A 22,742-nucleotide genomic window follows, 5' to 3' on the forward strand; every position below is an offset into this window, starting at 1 on the left:
CTGAACCGACGACGAAGCCCGCCGCCGAGAGCGGCGGGCTTGCATTTTCCGGGACGAAGCGCGATGCCGGGCACGGCGTCAGGCGACGCCGTTTTCGTTCGAGTCTCCCCCGGAAGGCACCCTGATGAGCGACAGATTTCGGCTCAGCCGCGAGGCTGTGGAAGCGCCGGCGAGCGGCATCGTCGCCGTCATCGACTATGCCCGCGGCCATGAGGGGGTGATCCCGCTCTGGGCCGGCGAAGGCGACCTGCCGACGCCGGGCTTCATCGCAGACGCGGTGACCGCGAGCCTTGCGGCGGGCGAGACCTTCTACACCTATCAGCGCGGCCTGCCGGAACTGCGCCAGGCGCTGAGCGACTACACCGCCCGGCTCTACGGCATCGAATCCTCGCCGGAACGCTTCTTCGTCACCGGTTCGGGCATGCAGGCGATCCAGATCTCGATCGCGGCGAGCGCCTCGCCCGGCGACGAGCTGATCTATTTCGGCCCGGCCTGGCCGAACTTCGCCGCCGCCTGCGGCGTGCGCGGCGCCGTGCCCCGCGAAGTCGCGCTCGACTGGACCGATGCCGGCTGGCAGCTCGACCTCGACAAGGTCGCCGCGGCCATCGGCCCGAAGACCCGCACCATCTTCGTCAACACGCCGGCGAACCCGACCGGCTGGACGGCCGACCAGGCGACGCTGAAGGCGATCCTGGCGCTGGCCCGTCAGCACGGCCTGACGATCATCGCCGACGAGATCTACAGCCGCTTCTACTACGCCGCTGACCGGGCGCCGTCCTTCCACGACATCATGGAGCCGGACGACGCGATCCTGTTCGTCAATTCCTTCTCCAAGAACTGGGCGATGACCGGCTGGCGGGTCGGCTGGATCGAGACCACCCCGGCCATCGGCACCGTCATCGCCAATCTCACCCAGTATTCGACCTCGGGCGTCGCCCCCTTCATGCAGCGCGGCGCCATCGCCGCGATCACCGAGGGCGAGCCCTTCGTGGCGATGCAGGTCGAGCGGGCCCACAAGGCGCGCGACATCTTCACCGAGCGGCTGGCGGCGACCAACCGGGTCGCCATCGTCCAGCCGGCGGGCGCCTTCTATTCCTTCTTCGCCATCGACGGCATCACCGAGACCCGCGAGACGGCCTTCCGCATCGTCGACGAGGCCAAGGTCGGCCTTGCGCCCGGCACCGCCTTCGGGCCGGTGTCGCCGGGCTCGTTCCGGGCCTGCTTCCATCGCCGGCTCGACGAGGTGGAGAAGGCGGCGGATCGGCTGGCCGACTGGATCGGCCGTTCGGCGTGACAGGCTGGGACCGGCGCCGGGTCGGCAATCTCGCCGCCACGCTGGCACTGGCCGCCCTCGGCGGGGGCGTGGCGGCGGTGCTCGGCCTGCCGGTCGCCTGGCTGCTCGGCCCGGTTCTCGCCGTTTCGGCGGCCAGCGTCGCCGGTCTCGATACGCGGCTGCCGCAGGCGCTGCGGACACTGGCCTTCTTCATTCTCGGGATGCAGGCCGGCTCCGGCGTGACGCCCGCCGTCCTCGACCAGATGGCGATCTGGCCGCTCTCCTTCGCCGTCCAGATGCTCGGCGTTCTGGGCGTCATCATCGTGACGCGCGCCTTCCTGCGCCACGGTCTCGGCTGGGACCGGGACACCGCCCTCTTCGCCTCATTGCCGGGGGCGCTGTCCTTCGTGCTGGCGGCGGCCTCGGAAACAAGGGCCGACCTGCCGCGGGTGACCATCGTCCAGAGCGTGCGGCTGCTGATCCTGATCGGCGCGTTGACGCCGGTGCTGGGCTGGTTCGAAGGCGGCGAGGACGTGGTCGCGGCCTCGCGCGGCACCGACGGGCCGCTGACGGAATATCTGCTGCTGCTGTTCGTCTGCGTCGCGGCGGCGGGCCTCGGCCATCTGGTGCGGCTGCCGGGCGGGATGATGCTGGGCGCGCTGATCGGAAGCGCCTTCATGCATGTCGGCGAATTCGCCACCGTCGCCATCCCGCCGGTTCTCGCCGTGCCGAGCCTGATCCTTCTGGGCGCGCTGATCGGGTCGCGGCTGCAGGGGCTCGACCGCAGGGGCGTCTTCGCGCTGCTGCCCGCGGCGATCGGCTCGTTTGCCATCGGCATCGTGATCTCGGCGATCTCGGTCGCCGTGGCGGTGCTGGTGCTGGAGATCTCGGTCGGCAAGGTGGCGCTGGCCTATGCGCCGGGGGCGCTCGAAGCGCTGACCGTTCTGGCGTTCCAGTTCGACGTCGATCCGGCCTATGTGGCGGCCCATCACGTCGTGCGCTTCGTCTGCATCGCCCTGATGGTGCCGCTCCTGGCCAAGCACATCGCGCGGCCGGGCGACACCGTGGCGGTGCCGCCTGAGGACTCAGGCGTCGATGGCGGCGAAGACCGACGGTGACGGGGCGGGCGCTTCGCCGCCCTCCGGTCCCCAGAAGATCACCCAGGTGACGAAATCGTCCGACATGTCGGTGAAGCGGTGGTCCTGTCCGGCGCGCACGAACAGCGCGTCGCCCGCCGCCACGTCGTCGGTCTGGCCCTCGCGCCAGAAGGCGGCCCGGCCCGAGACGACGATGTAGAGCTCGTCCTGCAGATGCGGGCGCTGGTGGTCGGTGCCGCGCGGCGCGAACACTTCCAGCGACATGGTGCCGTGGGAGATGGCCTCGGCGGCGAAGACGCCGTCCGGCCATTGCTCGGTCGCGGGCAGGGGCAATCTGTCCAGAAGCTGCGCCAGCGAAATCTTCATGGAGCGCTCCTTTCGACGCGGGTCGTCACCCGGCCGCGTCGTGCGCGGCCGGTGTGGGACGTGTCAGCCGCCGGCCTGCGACACGACCAGCGGGGTCACCTTGGTGGACCGCTCGGCCTGGGCCGGCTGCTGGCTGGCGAAGGGAATGCCGATGGCGTTCCAGGTCTCGACCAGGGCGTCCTTCAGCGTGTCGATCAGCGCGTCGTCGTGCAGCGGCGTCGGCGTGATGCGCAGACGCTCGGTGCCGCGGGGCACGGTCGGGTAGTTGATCGGCTGGATGTAGATGCCGTGGGCGTGGAGAAGGTGGTCGCTGGCCTTCTTGCACAGGTCCGGATCGCCGACGAGCACCGGCACGATATGGGTCTCGGACGGCATCACCGGCAAATCGGCCTCGCCGAACACCAGCTTCGCCTGGGCGGCCTGGCGCTGCTGCGCATCGCGCTCGGCCTGGCTGGTCTTCAGGTGGCGGATGGAGGCGACGGCCGCGGCGGCGAGCGCCGGCGGCAGGGCGGTGGTGAAGATGAAGCCCGGCGCATAGGAGCGGACCGCGTCGATCAGCGCCCGGGTGCCGGTGATGTAGCCGCCGAGGACGCCGAAGGCCTTGGCCAGCGTGCCCTCGATCACGTCGATCCGGTGCGCGACGTCGTCGCGCTCGCAGATGCCGCCGCCGCGCGCGCCGTACATGCCGACCGCATGGACCTCGTCGATATAGGTCATGGCATTGTAGCGCTCGGCCAGATCGGCGATCTCGGCGATCGGCGCGATATCCCCATCCATGGAATAGACGCTCTCGAAGACGATCAGCTTCGGCCGGTTCGGCTCGGCCGCCTTCAGAAGCTCTTCCAGATGGGCGAGGTCGTTGTGTCGGAACACCTGCTTCTTGACGCCGGACTTGCGCACGCCCTCGATCATCGAGGCGTGGTTCAGCTCGTCGGACAGGATCAGGCAGTCGGGCAGCAGCTTGGCGATGGTCGAGATCGACGCCTCGTTGGAGACGAAGCCGGAGGTGAAGACCAACGCGGCTTCCTTGCCGTGCAGATCCGCCAGTTCCTTCTCCAGTTCCACCAGCGGGTGGTTGGTGCCGGAAATGTTGCGGGTACCGCCGGCGCCCGAGCCCATGGCTGAGACGGTCGAGGTCATCGCCGAGATGACATCCGCATGCTGGCCCATGCCGAGATAGTCATTGGAGCACCACACGGTGATCTCGGTGGCTTCGCCGTCATGGCGCCAGATGGCCTTCGGAAACCGGCCGGCAATGCGCTCGAGATCGGCAAAGACCCGGTAGCGTTTCTCGGCATGCAAAGCCTCGATCGCAGACTCGAACTGGCCCTGATAATCGATCATCCCATACTCCTTGTCAGAACCTTTCTAAGAGCCGTTCCAGTCAAAGTCCATCTTCGGCCGGGCATTCGGGCACCATGCGTTCAATTGTCGTTTTGCCGGGAAGCGAAGCGCGAACAGGGACTTCGCCGCCGCTGCGCAGATGGGGATCGCAGCGGCGCGATGCCCGGCGGTTTTGCGGCCCAGCGGAAATGTCGCAGGGCGGGGCGATAAAGCCGCGCCTGCCGGCCGTGCCGTCGCGCTTGTGTGGTGACCGGATCGGCTGGGGCTCCGGTCAGTCGTCGCCCGCTCCTGCCGGGTCAGGGTTGTCGTCCATCTGCGATGCCTGCGCACTCTGCCGGCGGGCGCGGGCCTGTTCCTTGCGCTTGCGCAAATTCTCCCGCAATTGCGCCTCCAGCCGTTCCTGCCGGCTGAGTTTGGGCGGCGTGCTTCCGGTGTCGTCCTGGCTCATCTGTCTGCACCTTGTTCGCGATCGTTGCGGCGATCGGCAGGCTGGCTTGGTCAATCGATCCGCGGCGTGACGGTTCCGTCGGGGCCTCAGCGCGCGTCAGTCGTCATGGCGGCAAGCGCGTCCGGCGTCGACCGGGCCGGCGCCCAGCCGAGCGTGTGTCGCAGATGCCCGGCATTCACGACGAAGGGTGTGTCGAGGGTCGCCACCATCGCCTCGCGCCCGGCCAGTCCGGCGAGCTTTCGCAGCAAGGCGGGCGGCACCCGGATCAGGCGAGGGGGGCGGCCGAGCCCGTGGCGGAGGGCCGTCACGATCGCGGCGGTCGACAGCGGCGGATCGCCGGCGACGAGAAAGGTCTCGCCGGCGGCCTGTTCCGCGGTGAGCGCCAGCACGATCGCCTGCACGAGATCGTCGACGGCAACGAGGCTACGGGGCGCCGCAAAGCCGCCCAGCGGAAGCGGCGCCGGCATGCGGGCCAGTTTCGCCAGCGCTGCGATGCCACCCCGCCCGCCGGGGCCGAACACCGGCACCGGTCGCAAAACGCAGCCCGTCGTCGCACTGCCGGACAGGGCCTGCCAGAAGGCACGCTCGCCCTCGTGCTTGGAGCGCGCATAGGCGCTCTGGGGCGCGATCGGCGATGCCTCGTCGACCGGGTCGGGGGAGGCGGCGTGGACATTTGCCGTGCTGACGAAGACCATCCACCGGACGCCCTCGCGCGCTGCGCGGCGCGCCAGCGCGGCGGTGCCGTCGCGATTGACCGCCGCAAGGGCCGCGGCATCGGCGGCGTCGGCCGTGCCGCGCTCGGGATTGGCGGCGGCGAGATGCGCGACGGCGTCGATGCCCCGGGGCCAGTCCGCCGCCGTCTCGATGTCGGCAAGCTGCGTCGGTGCGGCGAAGACGCCATCGCCGCCCGGCCCGCCGCGGCGCAGGAGGACGGTGTCGTGGCCGTCCGCCGCGAGCGCGGTCTTGAGCCGGCGCCCGACGAAACCGCTGCTGCCTGTCAGAAGGATGCGCAAGACGAGGACACTCCGTGGAACCGTTCGAACCGGTTCTGGCGAAGCCGCGGCCCATGCGCAACGCCGGCGCGGCGAAAACCGATTTGCCAATCGCGGGCGATGCTGTAGCGGAAGGGCCATGAAGCGCCTCTTCGATTTCACCGCCAGCCTCGTCGGCCTTGTCTGTCTGGGCTGGCTGATCGGCCTTCTCGCGATCCTGGTGAAGCGGGACAGCGACGGCCCCGGCATCTATGCCCAGCCGCGGGTCGGCCGCGATGGCGCGGTCTTCACCTGCTACAAGCTGCGCACCATGCACCGGACTACCGTGTCGGCCGCCTCGCACGAGACACCGGCCTCGGCGGTCACCGGATTGGGCCGCAGGCTGCGCGCCCTGAAGCTCGACGAGTTGCCGCAGCTCTGGAACGTCCTGAAGGGCGAGATGAGCTTTGTCGGTCCGCGGCCCTGCCTGCCGTCGCAGACCCTGCTGATCGAGGAGCGTGGCCGGCGCGGCGTCCTTTCGGTGCGCCCCGGCATCACCGGGGAAGCGCAGGTGCAGGGTGTCGACATGTCCGACCCGGTGCGCCTCGCCGAGATCGACGCGCACTATGTGAACAACCGCAGCTTCCTCGGCGATCTGACGCTGATCCTGCAGACGGTGGCCGGCGGCGGTCGCGGCGACCGGGTGCGCGGCTGAGGCCGGGCGGCTTACAACCACGCTGAAATCCGCTAGGTGTCCGGCGCGGAGCGGGGAGGGCTCCAATCCGTCCCGCCGCATGCGCGTCACCAGCAATCCGAGGATGCCAGCTCCATGATCGAACGCGTCGGCTTCGCCGCCGAACTCGCCGCCTATACCGACCGGCATGGTCCGGTGACCATCGGTCTCGCCGGTGCCGGCCAGATGGGCACGGACATCGTCGTGCAGGTGGCGCTGATGACCGGCGTGCGGATCGGGGCGATTGCCGCCAACAGCCCGCGCCGTCCGACCGAAGCGATCGCCATGGCGGGCCATTCCGCCGACCATGGCAGCTTCGCCGCGAACGCATCCGACATCGACCGGACCATCGAGGCGGGCCGCATCGCCGTCACCGACGATCTCGGCGCGCTCTGTGCCGCCGGACGCATCGACGTCGTCGTCGATGCGACGGGCAGCCCGGAGGTCGGCACCTTCCTCGCGCTGGAGGCGATCCGCAACGGCAAGCACATCGTCATGCTGAATGTCGAGGCGGACATCACCGTCGGCCGCCTCCTGGCCCGCAAGGCGAAGGAAGCCGGCCGCGTCTATACGGGTTCGGCCGGCGACGAGCCGGCCTCGACGCTGGAGCTCATCGCCTTCGCCCAGAGCCTCGGCATGGAGATCGTCGCGGCGGGCAAGGGCAAGAACAACCCGCTGCGCCATTCCGCCATTCCCGAGGAATACGAGGAGGAGGCCCGCGCGCGGAACATGAATGCCCGCATGCTGGTCGAGTTCATCGACGGCTCCAAGACCATGGTCGAGATGACCGCCATCGCCAATTGCACCGGCCTGACGCCGGACGTTGCGGGCATGCACGGACCCGAAGCGACCAGCGAGAACCTGGGGCAGGTGCTCTGCACCACCGAGGATGGCGGGATCCTGTCGCGGTCGGGTTGCGTCGACTACACGATCGGCAAGGGCGTGGCCCCCGGCGTCTTCTGCGTGGTCAAGCCGCGCCATCCCCGCGCCATCGAGCGCATGGCCGATCTGAAGGTCGGTCCCGGCCCCTGTTTCGGCCTGATCCGGCCGTTCCACCTGACCAGCCTGGAGACCCCGCTCTCGGCGGTGCGTGCGGTCATCCACCGGCGGCCCGACATGGTGCCGATCGACCGGCCCGTCGGCGAGTGCGGCGCGCTGGCCAAGCGCGACCTGACGCCCGGCGAGACGCTCGGCCGGATCGGCGAGGCCGACTATCGCGGCTACGCCATGACCTGGGAGGACGGGCGCACGCGCCGGGCGCTGCCGATCGGGCTCGTCGAAAAGGCGAAGGTGGTGCAGCCGATCAGGGCGGGCGAGCTTCTGACCCACGACAATTGCGCCCCCGACGAGAGCCTGCTCGTGACCCGGATGCGGGCCGAACTCGATGCCGCCGATGGCCGCTTCGCAGCCTGAACCGGAAACCTCCGAACGCGGCGTCATCCGGGCGGTCACCTGGAACTGCCACGGCTCGATCGGCGCCGATCGGCGCTGCGACCCGGAGCGCACCCTTGCGACCATCGCGCGGCTCGGCCCGGATATTCTGGCACTGCAGGAGGTCGACGGCCGTTCGCATCTCGGCCGCCGGCAGCGCGCCTTCGAGACCCTGGGGCAGGAGCTTCTGAAGACGGCGGGATCGCAGATCGTCGAGGCGCGCACCGTTCCGCGCGAGGATCGCGACTACGGCCATCTGCTGTGGTCGCGCTGGCCGATCGTCAGCGCGACCATCCATGCCCTGCCGGAACCCGGGGTCGAGCCGCGCGCCGCCATCGAGGCCGTGATCGCCGCGCCCTCGGGGCACCTGCGAGTGCTGGCATTCCATCTCGGTCTGCTGCGGCGCCAGCGGCGGGCGCAGGCGCAGTTCCTCGCCGAGCGCGTCGACGCGCGGGACGTGCCGACGCTGGCGATGGGGGACGGCAACGATCTGAGGCTAGGGGGCGCGCTGCATGGCGCGCTGGCGCCGCGGCTGCCGGTGCACACCGCGCCGCGCTCGTTTCCGGCGCGCTGGCCGATGCTCCGGCTGGACCGGATCTACGCCTCGGAAGGGTTCTCGCTGGTCACGCATGGACCGGGCCATGCCTCGCGGCCCGCGTCCGATCATCTGGCGGTCACGGCGGATCTCGCCTGGCCGGAGAGGGTCTGAAGGCGCGGGGCTAGCCGGACGGCTCGGTCTTGTCCCCCGCCTGATCCGGGCGGGTCGAGCGGATGACGATGTCGAGACCTTCGGCAAGGCACTTGCGGCTGTCTTCGTCGAGCGGCTCGAGGGCCTCGCAGATGCGCTGCAGCGGGTCTTTCTTCAGCAGCGCGCGACCGCGGTCGGTCAGGCCGAGTTCCTCGGCGCGGCCGCGTCCGACGCTGCCCAGCTTGGTGACGTAGCCCTTGGTGATCAGCGTGCGCACGGTGCGGGCCACGGCGCCCGAGGCGAGACCCTGGAACCGGGCGAGATCGATGGCCGTGCGCAGCGGCACGGGCGCGGAATGGATGTAGCGCAGGGCCGCCCATTGCGCCGGGAACAGCTTGGACGCGTATCCCTGCGAGTGCAGGCGCCTCGCAATCTGCTCCAGCTGGCTGGCCAGATCCGTCGTGGGTATCATCGAAATTCCGCTGTCTTCCTGAGAGCCCCGTCCGCATGCCTGCCTGCATCGAACCTTGCTGGGCGTGCATATATGAGGATCGACGAAGTTTATCCAATCATGCCTGCTTGCAGTCCTAAGGAGCCGTGCAGGCAGTATTTAGAATTGTAAGTATCTCATGCGTCAGATCGTGGCGGGACTTGGTGTCGGACACGTGCCGTGCGTCCTGTCGTGCATGGAATGGCCTCATGGGCCGCTCGCATCGATGACGGCTGCGGCCCGACTGCCCGCAGATGTGCCTGCTCAATCCGGCGAGATTGAGGACGGCCTTGGGCGGCCGGTGCGCATAGGGGGCGGCGGCATCAGTCGGGCGTGCGCAGCCAGTAGACGCGGAGCGGCTGGGCCAGGACGCGCATGCCGTCCTCGGTCTCTGCTTCGGCCTCGAAGCGGGCTTCCACCGCGCTGCGATTGTCCGCAACGGCAGCCGCGCGCAGCGGATCAACGGCTTCCAGCCGCTCGATGAACTGGGCGACGTCGCGGAAGCGTTCGCTGCGCTGATAGACGACGTTGCCGCGCAGGACGAAGCTGCCGTTGCGCACCGCATCCGCCACAGCGACGCCGGCCGCCTCGCGAATCTCGCTCTCGTCCTCGACCGGGCGCATCGCCTCGAAATACGGACCTTCGGCCAGGGGCTCGACGATCAGCACCGTGCCGGCCGGCTTCGTGACGCGCGCCGCCTCCGCAAGCGCCGTCGCCATGGCGGCGACCGGTACGTGGTGCAGGGCGTTGAGGATCACGGCGGCATCGAAGCCGGAATCGTCGAAGGGGAGGGCTTCGGCGGCCGCCACTTCGAAACGGGCCTCCGGGACGCTGTCGCGGGCCGCAGCGATGGCCGCCTCGCTGGGATCGATCCCGGTCACGGCGAAGCCGCGCTTCACGAGGCTGCGGGCGAGCGCGCCGCGTCCACAGCCGATGTCGAGCACGGAGCCGGCGGATTCCCCGGCCAGCACCTCGCCGATGACGGCGGCGGTGTCGCCGGCCGCAAAGGCGGTGTTCAGGGCGCTCTGGATGGTCTTCGGATCGCTCATGGCCGGTTCCTGCAGCATGCGGGGACAGGACGATTCCTGCCCGGCGCGACGATAGCGGCCAACCGCCGGCGAACAAGGGCCAGCGAGCAAGGGCCGGAGCGCCGGGGCGCTCCGGCGGACCGGATCAGCCGGCCGGGTAGTTCTGCGGGAACAGCGCCCGCAGGGCGGCTTCGTCGCGCTCGGACTTGAAGCCGACATCGCTGCCGACCTTGCGGGCCTCGGCCACGGCCGGCCGGGCATCGATGGCCGCGAACCAGCGCGACAGGTTCGGATAGTTGGCGAGTTCGCCTTCGCCCAGCACCATCTTCGCCCGGTCGATCCAGCCCCAGGCCGCCATGTCGACGATGGTGTAGTCGTCGCCGACGAAGAATTCGCGGCCCGCCAGGTGGTCGTCCAGCACCTGGTAGTGCCGCTGGGCCTCGCGCAGATAGCGGTTGGCGGCATAGTCGGACTTGTCCTTGCCGACCGTGCGGAAATGCACCGACTGGCCGGAATAGGGGCCGACACCGGTGGCGATGAACATCAGCCAGGACAGGAGCTCGCCGCGGTCCTCGGCCTTGCCGGCGAACTTGCCGTGCTTGTCGGCGAGATAGAGCAGGATGGCGTTGGAATCGAAGATGCGCTTGCCGTCGTCCTCGATCGCCGGCAGCTTGCCGTTGGGATTGATCTTCCGGAACGCGGCCTCGTGCTGTTCGCCCTTCAGCGTGTCGACCGGCGCAAGCTCGAAATCGAGGCCGGCTTCCTTGAGGAAGAGCGCGACCTTCATCGGGTTCGGCGTCGGGTGGAAGTAGAATTTCAGCATCTGTGCGAGGTCCCCCATTGGCAGATTGTCGACCGCATATGCTGTGACAGAGGGGGGCGAAGGCAAGGACGACGCTGCGTTCATCGTTGGCTGCCGACGCGATGCCGGCCGGCTGCTGGCGATCGGCCGGTCGGCACGCGCTTCATCCGCACGCTTTATCCCGATGGGCAAGTCATGTAACGGCTTGCCGATGGACCCGCACGGAGGGGGTGCCGCAGGCATGGGCGGCGGCATCCGGGAACTTTGAGGAGGCCGGCATGGTGGCCACGGATATCGCAACCCGGGTCTGGAGCCACACGTTCAAGCTCGACCCGATCGTGCGCAGCCTGCTCGATACGGATTTCTACAAGCTCCTGATGCTGCAGATGATCCGGGGCCAGCACCCGGACGTGCAGGCGACGTTTTCGCTGAACAACCGCTCGAAGCATGTGCGCCTCGCCGAGATCGTCGACGAGCAGGAACTGCGCGAGAATCTCGACTATGTGCGCACGCTCTCCTTCACCAAGCGGGAGATGATCTGGCTCGCCGGCAACACCTTCTACGGGACGCGGCAGATCTTCCGGCCGGACTTCCTCGAATGGCTGGAGGATTTCCGCCTGCCCGAATACGAGCTGCGCCGGGTCGACGGCCAGTTCGAGCTGGATTTCCACGGTCCCTGGACCCACACCATGATGTGGGAGATCCCGGCGCTGGCGATCATCAACGAGCTGCGCTCGCGCGCCGCGATGAAGGATCTCGGCCGCTTCGAGCTCGACGTGCTCTATGCCCGCGCCAAGGCCAAGATGTGGGGCAAGGTCGAGCGACTGCAGGCCCTGCCGAATCTGCGCATTTCCGATTTCGGCACGCGCCGGCGGCACTCCTTCCTGTGGCAGCGCTGGTGCGTGGAGGCCCTGAAGGAAGGGCTCGGCGACCGCTTCCTCGGCTCCTCCAACGTGCTCCTCGCCATGGAGACGGATCTGGAGGCCATCGGCACCAACGCCCACGAACTGCCCATGGTGATGGGGGCGCTCGCCGGCAGCGACGCCGAACTGCGCCAGGCGCCCTACGAGGTGCTGCGCGAGTGGCAGAGCTACTATGGCGGCAATCTGCTGATCGTCCTGCCCGATACCTTTGGTACCTCCGCCTTCCTGCAGAATGCGCCGGAATGGCTGGCGTCCTGGACCGGTTTCCGACCGGATTCCGCGCCCCCCATCGAGGGCGGTGAGGAGATCATCGCCTGGTGGAAGCGCATGGGGCAGGACCCGAAGGACAAGCTGCTGGTGTTCTCCGACGGCATGGATTCCGACACGATCGAACGGACCTACCGGCATTTCGAGGGCCGGGTGCGCATGAGCTTCGGCTGGGGCACCAATCTGACCAACGATTTCCGCGGCGCCTCGCCCGAGCCGAGCACCGGGCTCGACCCGATCTCGCTGGTCTGCAAGGTGACCTCGGCCAATGGCCGGCCGGCGGTGAAGCTCTCCGACAATCCCGCCAAGACCAGCGGCGATCCCGAGGCCGTGGCGCGCTACCACCGGGTCTTCGGCGAAGCCGCCTATGCCGAGCGGGCGCTGGCGGTCTGAACAGGCCGGCATGACCGGTCGATACCCCTGTCGCCGATGGCGGCGGGAAAATCCGTGTCGACGGCCGTGCTATGAATTGCTTATCATAAGCAGGGTTATTAGACCGCCGGCGCTGCATCGACACAAGCGACGCCTCTGTCCAGGCTGCGCGTCAGCCGCCCGAGAGGCTGGCGGCGGTCGCCCGGATCTGGCCGGCGACCGCATTGACCCGCGCCGGCAGCACCCGGCCGCGGCGCTGGATCAGCCAGAGATCGTGGTGGCGGGGCTGCGGCAGCGTCACGATGCGCAGCCTGTCGCGGCCGGGATAGGCCTCGACACCGCTGCGCGGCAGAAGCGTGTAGCCGATGCCTGCCGCAACCGGTGCCGGGATCTGGTTGATCTGGTTCACATGCGCCCGCACGTTGAGGCGATCGGCGCCCTTGAAGGCCTCCGGAAAGTTCAGCGCGAACAATTCGTCGGCATAGGCGAAGCCGTCGGGATGGGCGATGAAGCCACGCGCGTCCAGATCGGCGAAACTGACGGGACGGTTCTCCGTGGCCGCCGGCAGGACGAGGCACAGCTCCTCGCGGCCCAGATGCTCCGCGGCGAGGCGCGCATGGCCCGGCGGATGATCGACGATGCCGAGATCGAAGGCGCCGTCGGCAACCCCGGCCAGCACCCGCTCCTGGGGCGCGGCCTCCAGCCGGATCGTCAGCTGCGGCGCCGCTGCCATGCGCGGCAGGATCTGCGGGAAGAGCCGCATGGCGAAGCTGCCCGAACAGGCGATCGCCACCGCTCATCGGCATCGTCGCGCAGAATAGCCGTGCGCAAGGCCTGTTCCTCGACCCGCCGCGCCCGCCCCACGGCCAGTACGGCCTCGCCCGCCGGGGTCAAGCTGAAGCTCTTGCCGTCACGGGTAACCAGCCTCTCGCCGAGCTGCTCTTCCAGCTTGCGCAGATGCTGGGACACGCCCGGCTGGGTCATCGCCAGCCGGCTGGCGGCCCGGGTGAAATGGCCGGTCTCGCAAAGCGTGGTGAAGGTCTCGAGCCATTGGGCGTTCAGCATGGCTCATTGTGAAATGTTATGGAAAACCGTTCAAACGATAATTTCACGTCAGGGGCGGCGAAGGCCTATCTCGGGATCAGTCAATTCCAGCGAAGGATCGCACGATGCTCCCGACACCCCGCAGTTTTTCCCATATCGGCCTGTCCGTCCCCGACCTCGACGCGGCCGTGACATTCTACACGGAGGTCATGGGCTTCTACACGATCATGGCGCCGACCACGGTGACCGAGGACGACAGCGACATCGGCCAGATGTGCACCGACGTCTTCGGCCCCGGCTGGCGGTCGCTGCGCATCGCCCATCTGGCGACGGCCGACCGCATCGGCTTCGAGCTGTTCGAGTTCGACGGCAACGAGGCACCCGACGACAATCTGCCGTTCCGCCGGCATGGCATGTTCCATTTCGCCATCCAGGACCCCGACCTGGAAGGCCTTCTGGCGAAGATCGTCGCGGCGGGCGGTCGCCAGCGCATGCCGGTGCGCGAATATTTCCCCGGCGAGAAGCCCTACCGCATGGTCTATGTCGAGGACCCCTTCGGCATCGTCTTCGAGATTTACAGCCACAGCTACGAGCTGACCTATTCGGCTGGCGCCTACGCCTGATCGGCGAAACTCTGGTCCGCACGGCACGAGCAGGCCGGCATCGTCTCCGGCGGTGCCGGCCTGTGTCGTCAGGGGGCGCCGAATGCATGCCTGTCCGCCTGCCGATGAACGGTGCGTCGGGATTGCATTCGACGATCGCGACCACAGCTTAGGCGCATCCCGGGACGCCAGACGTCCCGACCGACATTGCCGATGCCGGCCGACGCCGTGGTTCGCCACCGTCGGCCGTTGTCGTCGGCGGTTGCGGGCGAGAGCCCCGACCGACCCACATTATCCGGAAGGACACCATGACCCAGTCGACCGAAGTCAATCGCCGCTATGTGCTGGCCGAACGCCCCAAGGGCGAGCCGAATGACGACACGCTGCGCCTGGAAACGGTCGAGCGGCCGGAAGCCGGCGCCGGGCAGATGCTCCTGCGCAACGAATACCTCTCCCTCGACCCCTATATGCGCGGCCGCATGAGCGACGCGCCGTCCTATGCCGCGCCGGTGGAGATCGGCGAGGTCATGGTGGGTGGCACCGTCGCGCAGGTCGTGACCTCGAATGTCGACGGCTTTGCCGAGGGTGACTGGGTGGTCGCCTTCGGCGGCTGGCAGGATTACGCCCTGTCGGACGGCAAGGGCGTCATCAACATGGGCAAGAATCCCGAGAACCCGTCCTGGGCGCTTGGCGTCCTCGGCATGCCGGGCCTGACCGCCTGGGCCGGCCTGACGCAGATCGGCGCCCCGAAGCCGGGCGAGACCCTGGTCGTCGCCGGTGCCAGCGGCCCGGTCGGGGCCACCGTCGGGCAGATCGGCAAGATCCTCGGCTGCCGCGTCGTCGGCATTGCCGGCGGGGCGGAGAAATGCGCCCATGTGGTGGAGACGCTCGGCTTCGACGCCTGCGTCGACTACAAGGCCGACGGCTTCGCCGATGCCCTGAAGCAGGCCGCGCCCGATGGCATCGACATCTATTTCGAGAATGTCGGCGGGGCGGTCTTCGACGCGGTGCTGCCGCTGCTCAACCCCTCGGCCCGCATCCCGGTGTGCGGCCTGATCTCCCAGTACAACGCCACCTCGCTGCCCGACGGCCCGGACCGGATGAACTATCTGATGGGCCAGATCCTGCGCAAGCGCATGACCATGCGCGGCTTCATCGTCTTCGACGATTTCGGTCATCTCTACCCGCAATTCGCCGAACAGATGGGCGCCTGGGTCAAGGACGGGAAGATCCGCTACCGCGAGGAGATGATCTCCGGGCTGGAACAGGCGCCGGGCGCGTTCATTGGCCTCCTGAAGGGTGAAGCGTTCGGCAAGCGCGTCATCCACCTCGCTGACTGAAACCGACACATTCGAAGGATACCAACCATGAAAATTCTGATGGTTCTGACGTCGCATGACCAGCTCGGCGACACCGGCAAGAAGACCGGCTTCTGGCTCGAGGAATTCGCCGCGCCCTATTACGTCTTCAAGGACGCCGGCGCCGACGTCGCGCTGGCCTCGCCGAAGGGCGGTCAGCCGCCGCTCGATCCGATGAGCGATTCCGAGGACGCGCAGACCGACGCGACCAAGCGCTTCAAGCTCGACAAGGCGGCGCAGCAGGATCTGGCGAGCACCCAGGTTCTCTCCTCGGTCGATGCCGACGGCTTCGACGCGATCTTCTTTCCCGGCGGCCACGGCCCGCTCTGGGATCTTGCCGAGGACGCCGACAGCCGCCGGCTGATCGAGACCTTCGCGCGAAGCGATCGTCCGGTGGGCGCGGTCTGCCATGCCCCGGCCGTCTTCCGTCACACCGAGACCGCCGACGGCAAGCCGCTGGTCGCGGGCCGCACCGTGACCGGCTTCACCAACACCGAGGAAGAGGGCGTCGGCCTGACCGACGTCGTGCCGTTCCTCGTTCAGGACATGCTGACCGCCAATGGCGGCGAGTACCAGAAGGGCGACGACTGGGCGTCCTTCGTTGTCACCGACGGCAAGCTGGTCACCGGCCAGAACCCGGCCTCCTCGGAAGAAGCCGCGCGCAAGCTGCTGACCTTCCTCTGAGCCTGAAGGGAGCGCGCTGCAGCGCTCCGAGACGTTGAAGCAAGGCGGAGGCAGCCCCGGTTGCCTCCGCCTTTTGCTGTCTGCAGCTGTTGCGTCGCCCGCCGACCGGAAGGGCCGTGGTCACGTGGCGGCGCGCAGCCCGATATCCTCGCGTTCGTCCAGTCCCGCGGCCGCAAGCCCGGCGCAATAGCGATCGAGAAGCGCCCCGTTCATGAAGCGCAGCGCATCGCGCACGGTGGCGATGGTCGTGCCGGCACGGCTGGCGGTGAAGCGGTCCAGCGCCAGGCGCGCGTCCGCCTCCTGGCCGCAGGCGCCGAGAAAGGCCGCCAGATCGCGATGCGGCCAGGTCATGCCCGGCTTTTCCGCCAGCGCCCGCCGCGTCCAGCGGGCAGCCTCCTCGGGCCGGTCGGAGGCGAAATGCGCCAGGCCGATGCCGATGAACGAGTTGAAGGCGAACGGGTCGAGCGGCGACAGCCGCAGCGACCGCTCGAAACAGGCGAAGGCGTCGTCCGGCTGGCCGGCATAGACGCGGGCGAAGCCCCGCCGCGTCCAGGCCCAGGCGTGATTGACGTCGAGATCCAGCGCCCGGTCCAACAGCGCGTTCGCCCGCTCCAGATCCGCCTCGATCAGCATGGTGGCGGTGGCCACTGCGGTCAGGGCCAGCGGGTCGTCGTCGATGCGGCCCGGCGTGCGGTCCAGAAGCGCCCGTCCGCGGGTTCGCTGCTCGCCGATATCGTTCGCCCAGTTATAGGCGATGTGCTGGGCATGCGCCCAGGCGCCGATCGCCGCCGCGCGCCCGTTGTCCGGCTCCAGCGCCAGGGCCTCGTCGATCAGCCCGATGGCGAGGTCGTTCTCGTCGTGGCGATGCGCCCACAGATGCGGCAACGCCCGCATGACGAGGTCGTAGGCGACGAGATTGTCCGGCGGTCGGCGGCGGGCGCGTTCGATCTCGGCGCGGCGGATCGTCGGATGCAGCGCGCCGGAGACGGTCTCGGCGATGTAGTCCTGGACATGGAAGAGATCGTCGATCTCCGCGTCGATCCGTTCGCTCCAGATCTGCAGCGCGGTCTCGCCATCCACCAGATTCAGCGACACGCGCATGCGCCGGTCGGAAAAGCGCACGCTGCCCTGCAGGATGTAGCGCACGCCGAGTTCGGCGGCGATCTCCTTCGCTCCGAGCGACTTGCCCCGGTAGGTGGCGGCCGACTGGCGGGCGATGACCAGGAACTCGCGGACCCGGGCGAGGCTGGCGGTGACCTCCTCCACCATGCCGTCGATGAAATTGTCGCGTCCCGGATCGCCGCTGAGATTGTCGAAGGGCATGACCGCCACCGACGGCTGGGTGTGCGGATCGGGGACCGCGATGCGGCGCGCCCGGCTGGCGCTGATCACCTTGGGCGTCCACACCCAGATCGGCTCGTGCCGGGCATAGCCCTTCAGTTCGCAAGGGCCGATGCCGGTGAAATAGAGATCGGTCTTGCCCTGCAGATACTCGAACACGCCGCGGCTGATGGCCATGCCACCGGCCGGCGAGATCTGCTGCACGCGGGTTGCCAGTACCACGCCTTCGCCGAAGCGGTCGTGCTCGGTGACGACGACGTCGCCGATGACGATGCCGATCCGCACCGGCAGCGCCGGCCTGTGCTCCTGGCGGTCGGCAAGCAGCGCTCGCTGGAAGCGCGCCGCCCACTGGACGGCGTTCACGGCGCTGCCGAATTCGATGAGCACGCCGTCGCCGCTGGTCTTGAAGATGTCGCCGCCGAACTCACCGACGGTGGGGCGCACGAACCGCTTGTAGGCGCGTTCGACCGCGGCGAGGGCTGCAGTTTCGTCAGCCTCGACCAGACCGGAAAAGCCTTCGACATCCAGTGACAGGATGGCTGCAAGCCGGCGCAGGGGCGTCATGGTCGACGCGTTTCCTATTGGAGCGAACGGCTGGGTTTTACCAGACTTGCGGAAGGCCGGCCAATGGAAAACTCAGCCCGGCTGACGGCCAGCGGAACCGGGCACGCGGGTGCCGCCCGGCCCGCGAAACCTCAGTCGCCGACCGCCACCCCCTCGCGGCGCGGATCGGCCCCGCCTTCCAGCCCCTCCGCCGTGATGACGATGCCGTGCAGGCCGGAATCGAGATCGGTCTCGTTCACCTCGAAGCCGAGATCGCGCAGCGGGGCGGCCAGCGCCGTGGCGCTGGTGCCGGCCTCGACGTCGAAGGTGCCGAAGCGATTGACCAGATGCGGCATGGCGATCGCCTGCTGCACGTCCATCTCCCAGTCGAGCATGGCGATCAGCGCCTGCGCCACATAGCCGATGATGCGGCTGCCGCCGGGCGAGCCGATGGCGATCACCGGTGTGCCGTCGCGCATGACGATGGTCGGCGCCATGGACGAGCGCGGCCGCTTGCCCGGCGCCACTGCATTGGCGATGACATGCCCCTCCGCGTCATGGGTGGCGAAGGAAAAGTCGGTCAGCTCGTTGTTCAGCAGGAAGCCGCCGGTCATCAGCCGCGAGCCGAAGCCGTTCTCGATGGTCGTCGTCATGGAGACGACGTTGCCGTCCGGATCGACGATGGCGAAATGGCTGGTGGACGGCAGCTCGAGGGCCGTGTCGTCGCCCAGAAGCATGGCGTGGTCCCAGGGCGGCATGCCGGGGGCGACCGCATCGTCGGCCAGCGCGTTATTGCCCGACAGGAGCGCGGCCCGCCCGGCCAGATAATCGGGGTCGAGCAGGCCCCGCTGCGGCATCGGCACGAAGTCGCTGTCGGCCATGTAGCGACCGCGATCAGCGAAGGCGAGGCGAGAGGCGTCGCCGATCAGCCGCCAGGCTTCGGCGCTGTCGGGGCCAAGGGCGGCCATGTCGTGCGGAGAGAGCACGCCGAGGATCTGGCCGATGGTCAGGGCGCCGGAGGAGGGCGGCCCCATGCCGCAGACATCGGCACTGCGATAGACGACGCAGACCGGCTCGCGCTCGACGATGGCGTAACTGGCGAGGTCGGACAGCGCGAGCACGCCGGGATTGCCCTCGGCGTTTCGCACCGTATCGACGATGCCCTGCGCCACCGGGCCGGCGTAGAAGCCGTCGGCGCCGTTCGCGGCGATTGCCGCCAGCGTGTCGGCATAGGCGGCATTCGTCAGGATGGTTCCGACCGGCAACGCGGCGCCATCGGCGCCGAAGAAATAGCCTTTCGTGCCGGGATAGCGCGACAGCCGCTCGGCATCCTCGGCGATCAGTTCGTGAAGCCGGGGCGAGACGGGAAAGCCCTTGCGGGCAACGTCGATCGCCGGCTGCACGACGGCAGCCCAGGCGAGGTTGCCGTAGCGCTCATGGGTGTCGAACAGCAGCCGCACCGTGCCGGGCGTGCCGACCGAGCGGCCGCCGACGACGGCGTCGTAGAAGGCGAGCGGCTCGCCGGCCGCATCGAGGAAGAGCTTCGGCGTCGCCGCCGCCGGCGCGGTCTCGCGGCCATCGAAGGTGGTCAGCCGGCCGGCCTCGGCGTCGAAATAGACCAGGAAGGCGCCGCCGCCGATCCCCGAGGATTGCGGCTCGACCAAGCCAAGCACGAGCTGCGTCGTCACCATGGCGTCGATGGCGTTGCCGCCGTCGCGCAGGATGGCGAGCCCGGCTTTTGCCGCCAGCGGATTGGCCGCCGCCACCATCTGCCGCTCGGCCCGCACCAGCGCCTTCTCGGATGCCTCGCTCGCGGTCTCCGGCTGGACGCGATCGGTGGCCTGCTCCTGGGCGACGGCCGATCCGGTGATGGCAAGACAGATGCCGAGCCACAGCCCGGCAAGCGGTAAACGACGCATGGCGCGATCCTCCCGATGATCCCAAAAGCTAGCGCGCGACGGGGCGGGGTGGAAGGTGGATTTGGCGGGGCGTCGGTTCGGTGGGGGCGGCGCGAGGATGGGGTCGGAGCGGCGGCGGTATCCCTACGTCGGCAGCGGTGGCGGCGATCTGGCATGGGTCCTCGGGTCAAGCCCGAGGATGACGCGCGTTGGGGTGAGGGCAACTTGCCGTCAACGTTGCGGATGACGGAACGCGAGCCCGCAAGGCGAGGCTGCAGTCTGTCACAGGCTGCCGGCGGAGTGCCGAGATCACTCCGCCATCACCTTCGTCGAGCATCGTCGTCAGTGCCGTATCATCCCCAACATCTCCGCCAGGAACCGGACAGCCACGTACGCGATCATCCGCGCCCACCAAACAAGGTCGTCATCCTAGGGCTTGACCCGAGGACCCATGCCTCAGCATTGCAGCTCAGCGCGGTCGCGAGAGAAATATGAGCGCCCCTCGTGCGCCGAGACGGCTGAGCCCGCTACAGCGCGGCGAGGCCGCCGTTTTCGCCCAGCCGCTCCAGATGGTGGTCGGCGTCGCCGAAGGCGAGGTCGATCATGGCGAGGCGCTTCATGTGGTGGCCGACCTCGTATTCCATGGTGACGCCGACGCCGCCGTGAAGCTGCACGGCGCTTTCGCGGATGAACTTGGCCGAGCGGCCGATCTGCACCTTGGCGGCGGAGATCGCCTCGCGCCGGGTGGCGGCGTCGGGCTCGGAGGCGTTCATCGTGGCGTAGAGCATCATCGAGCGGGCCTGCTCCAGCGCCATGTACATCTCGGCGCCGCGATGCTGCAGCACCTGGAAGCCGCCGATTGGCACGCCGAACTGCTTGCGCTCCTTCAGATAGGCGATGGTCAACTCGTGCATGCGCTGCATCGACCCGACGGCCTCGGCACAGAGCGCGGCGATGGTCTCGTCGATCACCCGCTCGACCACCGGCAACGCGCCGGCCGGATCGCCAAGCACGTTGTCGGCGGGCACCGAGACGCCGTCGAAGGTCAGCTCGGCGGCCCGCATGCCGTCCTGCGTCGGGTAGCCCCGGCGCGACAGGCCCGGCGCATCGGCCGGCACCAGGAACAGGCCGAGGCCCGAGCGGTCGCCGGCGGACCCGCCGGTGCGCGCGAGGACGACGAAGCCGTCGGCGCTGTCGCCATGCAGCACCAGCGACTTCTCGCCGGTCAGCGTGTAGCCGTCCCCGGACGGCGTCGCCGCCATGGCCGCTGCGGCCGGATCGTAGCGCATGCTCCGCTCGGCAAAGGCAAAGGCGAGGCGGGTCGAGCCGTCGGCAAGGCCCGGCACCCATGCGGCGCGCTGCGCGTCCGATCCGGCATGGCGGATCGCACCGCCGGCCATGACCACCGAGGCGAGATAGGGCTCGACCACGAGGCCGCGGCCGAAGGCCTCCATGACGATCATCGTCTCGACGGGGCCACCGCCGAAGCCGCCATCGTCCTCGGCGAAGGGTACCGCCGTCAGGCCGAGCTCGGCGAAGGCCGACCACATGGCCGGGCTGAAGCCGGGCTCCTCGGCGCGGTAGCGCCCGCGCTGCTCGAAGCCGTAGCGGTCCAGGATCAGCCGCTCGACCGAATCGCGGATCATGGTCTGTTCGTCGGAAAGGTCGAAATCCATTGCAAGGCGTCCTGCTGCTGGCGGGGCCGGCGGCGCGATTGCGCGCCTGAGCCGGCGAATGAGGGAAGGGCGAAGGACCGACGCGGCGGGCGCGATCAGAGGCCGAGGATCGCCTTGGCGATGATGCTCTTCTGGATCTCGTTGGAGCCGCCGTAGATCGACACCTTGCGGTAGTTGAAATAGGCGGGCGCCAGCGAGGCGGCGTAGTCCGGCCCGACCGGCGGCTCGTTGCGGCCGTCCTCGCGCTCCGCCTCGTAGGGCAGGGCATAGGGGCCGATCGCCTCCATCAGGAGCTCGGTCGTCGCCTGCTGCAGCTCCGAGCCCTTGATCTTCAGGATCGAGGAGGCGGGGTCGGGCTTGCCGTCATGGCCGCGCTTGGCCTCTGCCGAAACGACGCGCAGCTGGGTCATCTCCAGCGCCTTCAGCTCGACCTCGACGGCGGCCACCTTCTCGCGGAAGCGGCGGTTCTCCCAGACCGGGGTCTGGCCGGCAAACTCCAGCCGGGCGATCTCCTTCAGGCGGCGGATCCGCTCCTTGGAGCCGCCGACCCGGGCGATGCCGACGCGCTCGTGGCCGAGCAAGAATTTGGCGTAGTCCCAGCCCTTGTTCTCTTCGCCGACGAGGTTCTCGACCGGTACGCGCACGTCGTCGAAGAACACCTCGTTGACCTCGTGGCCGCCGTCGATGGTCTGGATCGGCCGGACGGTGACGCCGGGCGTCGTCATGTCGATGAGCAGGAAGGAGATGCCCATCTGCTTCTTCGGCGCGTCTGGATCGGTGCGCACCAGGCAGAAGATCCAGTCGGCATGCTGGCCGAGGGTCGTCCAGGTCTTCTGGCCGTTGACGACGTAATGGTCGCCGTCGCGCACCGCGCGGGTCGTCAGGCTGGCGAGGTCGGAGCCGGCGCCGGGCTCGGAAAAGCCCTGGCACCACCAGTCGTCGAGATTGGCGATGCGCGGCAGGTACTTCGCCTTCTGGGCGTCGTTGCCGAAGGTGTAGATCACCGGGGCGACCATGTTGTGGCCGAAGGGCAGCATCTGCGGCGCCGGCGCCTGCTGCATCTCGTCCTGGAAGATGTATTGCTGGATCGGCGACCAGCCGGTGCCGCCATGTTCGACCGGCCAGTGGGGCACCGACCAGCCCTTGGCGTTGAGGATGCGGGTCCAGCGCACCATCCCGTCCTTCGACACGTGGCGACCGTCGCGCAGCGCCGCCGTCACGTCGGCCGGCACGTTCTCGCGGATGAAGCTGCGGACCTCGTTGCGGAACGCGACCTCTTCGTCGGTGAAGCGAAGGTCCATCTGTGTCCATCCTTGTCGGTGAAGGGCGATGCGGAGGCAGGTGGACCCGCCGCGGGCCTCGT

At 68.8% G+C, this 22,742-nt stretch carries 22 protein-coding genes; 9 read left to right on the forward strand and 13 right to left on the reverse strand.

Features of this window, described 5'->3' with window-relative positions; translation table 11 throughout:
- Window positions 1-124: 124 nt before the first annotated feature.
- Window positions 125-1,294: a pyridoxal phosphate-dependent aminotransferase gene (locus ACEQX1_RS18665; RefSeq protein ID WP_370197339.1), complete on the forward strand. Its 1,170-nt coding sequence runs from the start codon at window positions 125-127 to the stop codon at window positions 1,292-1,294.
- On the forward strand, window positions 1,291-2,391 hold the full coding sequence (locus ACEQX1_RS18670) for an AbrB family transcriptional regulator (RefSeq protein WP_370196059.1): 1,101 nt from the start codon (window positions 1,291-1,293) through the stop codon (window positions 2,389-2,391). The genes ACEQX1_RS18665 and ACEQX1_RS18670 overlap by 4 nt, the downstream gene beginning before the upstream one ends.
- Here the strand turns inward: ACEQX1_RS18670 and ACEQX1_RS18675 are convergent.
- The 4 genes from ACEQX1_RS18675 to ACEQX1_RS18690 all read right to left on the reverse strand — a co-directional run bounded on the left by ACEQX1_RS18675 (window position 2,359) and on the right by ACEQX1_RS18690 (window position 5,541).
- Window positions 2,359-2,736: a cupin domain-containing protein gene (locus ACEQX1_RS18675; protein ID WP_277020432.1), complete on the reverse strand. Its 378-nt coding sequence runs from the start codon at window positions 2,734-2,736 to the stop codon at window positions 2,359-2,361. The genes ACEQX1_RS18670 and ACEQX1_RS18675 overlap by 33 nt on opposite strands.
- A 63-nt stretch (window positions 2,737-2,799) precedes the next feature.
- Window positions 2,800-4,077 (reverse strand): 5-aminolevulinate synthase, encoded by a 1,278-nt coding sequence (gene hemA / locus ACEQX1_RS18680; RefSeq protein WP_024349687.1) that lies wholly within the window; start codon window positions 4,075-4,077, stop codon window positions 2,800-2,802.
- Window positions 4,078-4,351: 274 nt separating this feature from the next.
- Window positions 4,352-4,528: a hypothetical protein gene (locus ACEQX1_RS18685; RefSeq protein WP_370196060.1), complete on the reverse strand. Its 177-nt coding sequence runs from the start codon at window positions 4,526-4,528 to the stop codon at window positions 4,352-4,354.
- Between the two features lie 86 nt (window positions 4,529-4,614).
- Window positions 4,615-5,541, reverse strand: a complete 927-nt coding sequence (locus ACEQX1_RS18690) for an NAD-dependent epimerase/dehydratase family protein (protein ID WP_370196062.1) — start codon at window positions 5,539-5,541, stop codon at window positions 4,615-4,617.
- 118 nt (window positions 5,542-5,659) lie between these two features.
- Here ACEQX1_RS18690 and ACEQX1_RS18695 point away from each other — a divergent pair, with 118 nt between their 5' ends.
- From ACEQX1_RS18695 to ACEQX1_RS18705, 3 genes are all read left to right on the forward strand, one after another.
- Window positions 5,660-6,214, forward strand: coding sequence for a sugar transferase (locus tag ACEQX1_RS18695; RefSeq protein WP_370197341.1), 555 nt, complete (start codon window positions 5,660-5,662; stop codon window positions 6,212-6,214).
- A 114-nt stretch (window positions 6,215-6,328) separates the two neighbouring features.
- A complete protein-coding gene (locus tag ACEQX1_RS18700) occupies window positions 6,329-7,645 on the forward strand; it encodes an NAD(P)H-dependent oxidoreductase (protein WP_370196065.1) in 1,317 nt (438 codons plus the stop codon).
- A complete protein-coding gene (locus ACEQX1_RS18705) occupies window positions 7,626-8,372 on the forward strand; it encodes an endonuclease/exonuclease/phosphatase family protein (protein WP_370196066.1) in 747 nt (248 codons plus the stop codon). The genes ACEQX1_RS18700 and ACEQX1_RS18705 overlap by 20 nt, the downstream gene beginning before the upstream one ends.
- A 10-nt stretch (window positions 8,373-8,382) precedes the next feature.
- Here ACEQX1_RS18705 and ACEQX1_RS18710 read toward each other — a convergent pair whose 3' ends face one another.
- From ACEQX1_RS18710 to ACEQX1_RS18720, 3 genes are all read right to left on the reverse strand, one after another.
- Window positions 8,383-8,823, reverse strand: a complete 441-nt coding sequence (locus tag ACEQX1_RS18710) for a MarR family winged helix-turn-helix transcriptional regulator (RefSeq protein ID WP_370196068.1) — start codon at window positions 8,821-8,823, stop codon at window positions 8,383-8,385.
- 341 nt (window positions 8,824-9,164) lie between these two features.
- Window positions 9,165-9,890, reverse strand: a complete 726-nt coding sequence (locus ACEQX1_RS18715) for a class I SAM-dependent methyltransferase (RefSeq protein WP_370196070.1) — start codon at window positions 9,888-9,890, stop codon at window positions 9,165-9,167.
- A 124-nt stretch (window positions 9,891-10,014) separates the two neighbouring features.
- A complete protein-coding gene (locus ACEQX1_RS18720; protein WP_370197343.1) occupies window positions 10,015-10,692 on the reverse strand; it encodes a glutathione S-transferase family protein in 678 nt (225 codons plus the stop codon).
- A gap of 257 nt (window positions 10,693-10,949) precedes the next feature.
- Between ACEQX1_RS18720 and pncB the strand changes: the two genes are divergently transcribed.
- A complete protein-coding gene (gene pncB / locus ACEQX1_RS18725) occupies window positions 10,950-12,254 on the forward strand; it encodes a nicotinate phosphoribosyltransferase (RefSeq protein WP_024349695.1) in 1,305 nt (434 codons plus the stop codon).
- A gap of 151 nt (window positions 12,255-12,405) precedes the next feature.
- On the opposite strand, the gene ACEQX1_RS18730 is transcribed toward pncB, so the two are convergent.
- Entirely contained in the window at window positions 12,406-12,996 is a 591-nt protein-coding gene (locus ACEQX1_RS18730) for a substrate-binding domain-containing protein (protein WP_370196072.1), read from the reverse strand.
- On the reverse strand, window positions 12,945-13,298 hold the full coding sequence (locus ACEQX1_RS18735) for a LysR family transcriptional regulator (protein ID WP_370196074.1): 354 nt from the start codon (window positions 13,296-13,298) through the stop codon (window positions 12,945-12,947). Before ACEQX1_RS18735 ends, ACEQX1_RS18730 begins: the two co-directional genes overlap by 52 nt.
- Window positions 13,299-13,402: 104 nt before the next feature.
- Between ACEQX1_RS18735 and ACEQX1_RS18740 the strand changes: the two genes are divergently transcribed.
- The 3 genes from ACEQX1_RS18740 (at window position 13,403) to ACEQX1_RS18750 (ending at window position 15,921) form a co-directional block, all read left to right on the forward strand.
- A complete protein-coding gene (locus ACEQX1_RS18740) occupies window positions 13,403-13,900 on the forward strand; it encodes a lactoylglutathione lyase family protein (RefSeq protein ID WP_024349697.1) in 498 nt (165 codons plus the stop codon).
- A gap of 287 nt (window positions 13,901-14,187) precedes the next feature.
- The gene (locus tag ACEQX1_RS18745; RefSeq protein ID WP_370197345.1) at window positions 14,188-15,219 is read left to right on the forward strand and encodes an NADP-dependent oxidoreductase; all 1,032 of its coding nucleotides are present in this window, start codon (window positions 14,188-14,190) and stop codon (window positions 15,217-15,219) included.
- 27 nt (window positions 15,220-15,246) lie between these two features.
- The gene (locus ACEQX1_RS18750) at window positions 15,247-15,921 is read left to right on the forward strand and encodes a type 1 glutamine amidotransferase domain-containing protein (RefSeq protein WP_370196078.1); all 675 of its coding nucleotides are present in this window, start codon (window positions 15,247-15,249) and stop codon (window positions 15,919-15,921) included.
- 120 nt (window positions 15,922-16,041) lie between these two features.
- On the opposite strand, the gene ACEQX1_RS18755 is transcribed toward ACEQX1_RS18750, so the two are convergent.
- The 4 genes from ACEQX1_RS18755 to pimC all read right to left on the reverse strand — a co-directional run bounded on the left by ACEQX1_RS18755 (window position 16,042) and on the right by pimC (window position 22,680).
- A complete protein-coding gene (locus ACEQX1_RS18755) occupies window positions 16,042-17,826 on the reverse strand; it encodes an adenylate/guanylate cyclase domain-containing protein (protein ID WP_370197347.1) in 1,785 nt (594 codons plus the stop codon).
- Window positions 17,827-17,957: 131 nt separating this feature from the next.
- Window positions 17,958-19,724 carry a gamma-glutamyltransferase gene (gene ggt / locus ACEQX1_RS18760; RefSeq protein WP_370197349.1) on the reverse strand — a complete coding sequence of 589 codons (1,767 nt, stop codon included), beginning with the start codon at window positions 19,722-19,724 and terminating at the stop codon, window positions 17,958-17,960.
- A 506-nt stretch (window positions 19,725-20,230) separates the two neighbouring features.
- Window positions 20,231-21,379, reverse strand: coding sequence for an acyl-CoA dehydrogenase family protein (locus tag ACEQX1_RS18765; RefSeq protein WP_370197351.1), 1,149 nt, complete (start codon window positions 21,377-21,379; stop codon window positions 20,231-20,233).
- A gap of 95 nt (window positions 21,380-21,474) precedes the next feature.
- Window positions 21,475-22,680 (reverse strand): pimeloyl-CoA dehydrogenase large subunit, encoded by a 1,206-nt coding sequence (gene pimC, locus ACEQX1_RS18770; RefSeq protein WP_370195911.1) that lies wholly within the window; start codon window positions 22,678-22,680, stop codon window positions 21,475-21,477.
- Between the last annotated feature and the right edge of the window lie 62 nt (window positions 22,681-22,742).

It is taken from the genome of Aurantimonas sp. (genome assembly GCF_964217435.1).
Classification (GTDB): Bacteria; Pseudomonadota; Alphaproteobacteria; order Rhizobiales; family Rhizobiaceae; genus Aurantimonas; species Aurantimonas coralicida.

Bases quoted from the DNA above. Each gene is read 5' to 3' on its own strand.
- ACEQX1_RS18665 (WP_370197339.1), top strand. From the start codon at position 125: ATGAGCGACAGATTTCGGCTCAGCCGCGAGGCTGTGGAAGCGCCGGCG.
- ACEQX1_RS18675 (WP_277020432.1), bottom strand. From the start codon at position 2,736: ATGAAGATTTCGCTGGCGCAGCTTCTGGACAGATTGCCCCTGCCCGCG.
- ACEQX1_RS18685 (WP_370196060.1), bottom strand. From the start codon at position 4,528: ATGAGCCAGGACGACACCGGAAGCACGCCGCCCAAACTCAGCCGGCAG.
- ACEQX1_RS18695 (WP_370197341.1), top strand. From the start codon at position 5,660: ATGAAGCGCCTCTTCGATTTCACCGCCAGCCTCGTCGGCCTTGTCTGT.
- ACEQX1_RS18700 (WP_370196065.1), top strand. From the start codon at position 6,329: ATGATCGAACGCGTCGGCTTCGCCGCCGAACTCGCCGCCTATACCGAC.
- ACEQX1_RS18705 (WP_370196066.1), top strand. From the start codon at position 7,626: ATGGCCGCTTCGCAGCCTGAACCGGAAACCTCCGAACGCGGCGTCATC.
- ACEQX1_RS18710 (WP_370196068.1), bottom strand. From the start codon at position 8,823: ATGATACCCACGACGGATCTGGCCAGCCAGCTGGAGCAGATTGCGAGG.
- ACEQX1_RS18715 (WP_370196070.1), bottom strand. From the start codon at position 9,890: ATGAGCGATCCGAAGACCATCCAGAGCGCCCTGAACACCGCCTTTGCG.
- ACEQX1_RS18720 (WP_370197343.1), bottom strand. From the start codon at position 10,692: ATGCTGAAATTCTACTTCCACCCGACGCCGAACCCGATGAAGGTCGCG.
- pncB (WP_024349695.1), top strand. From the start codon at position 10,950: ATGGTGGCCACGGATATCGCAACCCGGGTCTGGAGCCACACGTTCAAG.
- ACEQX1_RS18730 (WP_370196072.1), bottom strand. From the start codon at position 12,996: ATGCGGCTCTTCCCGCAGATCCTGCCGCGCATGGCAGCGGCGCCGCAG.
- ACEQX1_RS18735 (WP_370196074.1), bottom strand. From the start codon at position 13,298: ATGCTGAACGCCCAATGGCTCGAGACCTTCACCACGCTTTGCGAGACC.
- ACEQX1_RS18740 (WP_024349697.1), top strand. From the start codon at position 13,403: ATGCTCCCGACACCCCGCAGTTTTTCCCATATCGGCCTGTCCGTCCCC.
- ACEQX1_RS18745 (WP_370197345.1), top strand. From the start codon at position 14,188: ATGACCCAGTCGACCGAAGTCAATCGCCGCTATGTGCTGGCCGAACGC.
- ACEQX1_RS18750 (WP_370196078.1), top strand. From the start codon at position 15,247: ATGAAAATTCTGATGGTTCTGACGTCGCATGACCAGCTCGGCGACACC.
- ACEQX1_RS18755 (WP_370197347.1), bottom strand. From the start codon at position 17,826: ATGACGCCCCTGCGCCGGCTTGCAGCCATCCTGTCACTGGATGTCGAA.
- ggt (WP_370197349.1), bottom strand. From the start codon at position 19,724: ATGCGTCGTTTACCGCTTGCCGGGCTGTGGCTCGGCATCTGTCTTGCC.
- ACEQX1_RS18765 (WP_370197351.1), bottom strand. From the start codon at position 21,379: ATGGATTTCGACCTTTCCGACGAACAGACCATGATCCGCGATTCGGTC.
- pimC (WP_370195911.1), bottom strand. From the start codon at position 22,680: ATGGACCTTCGCTTCACCGACGAAGAGGTCGCGTTCCGCAACGAGGTC.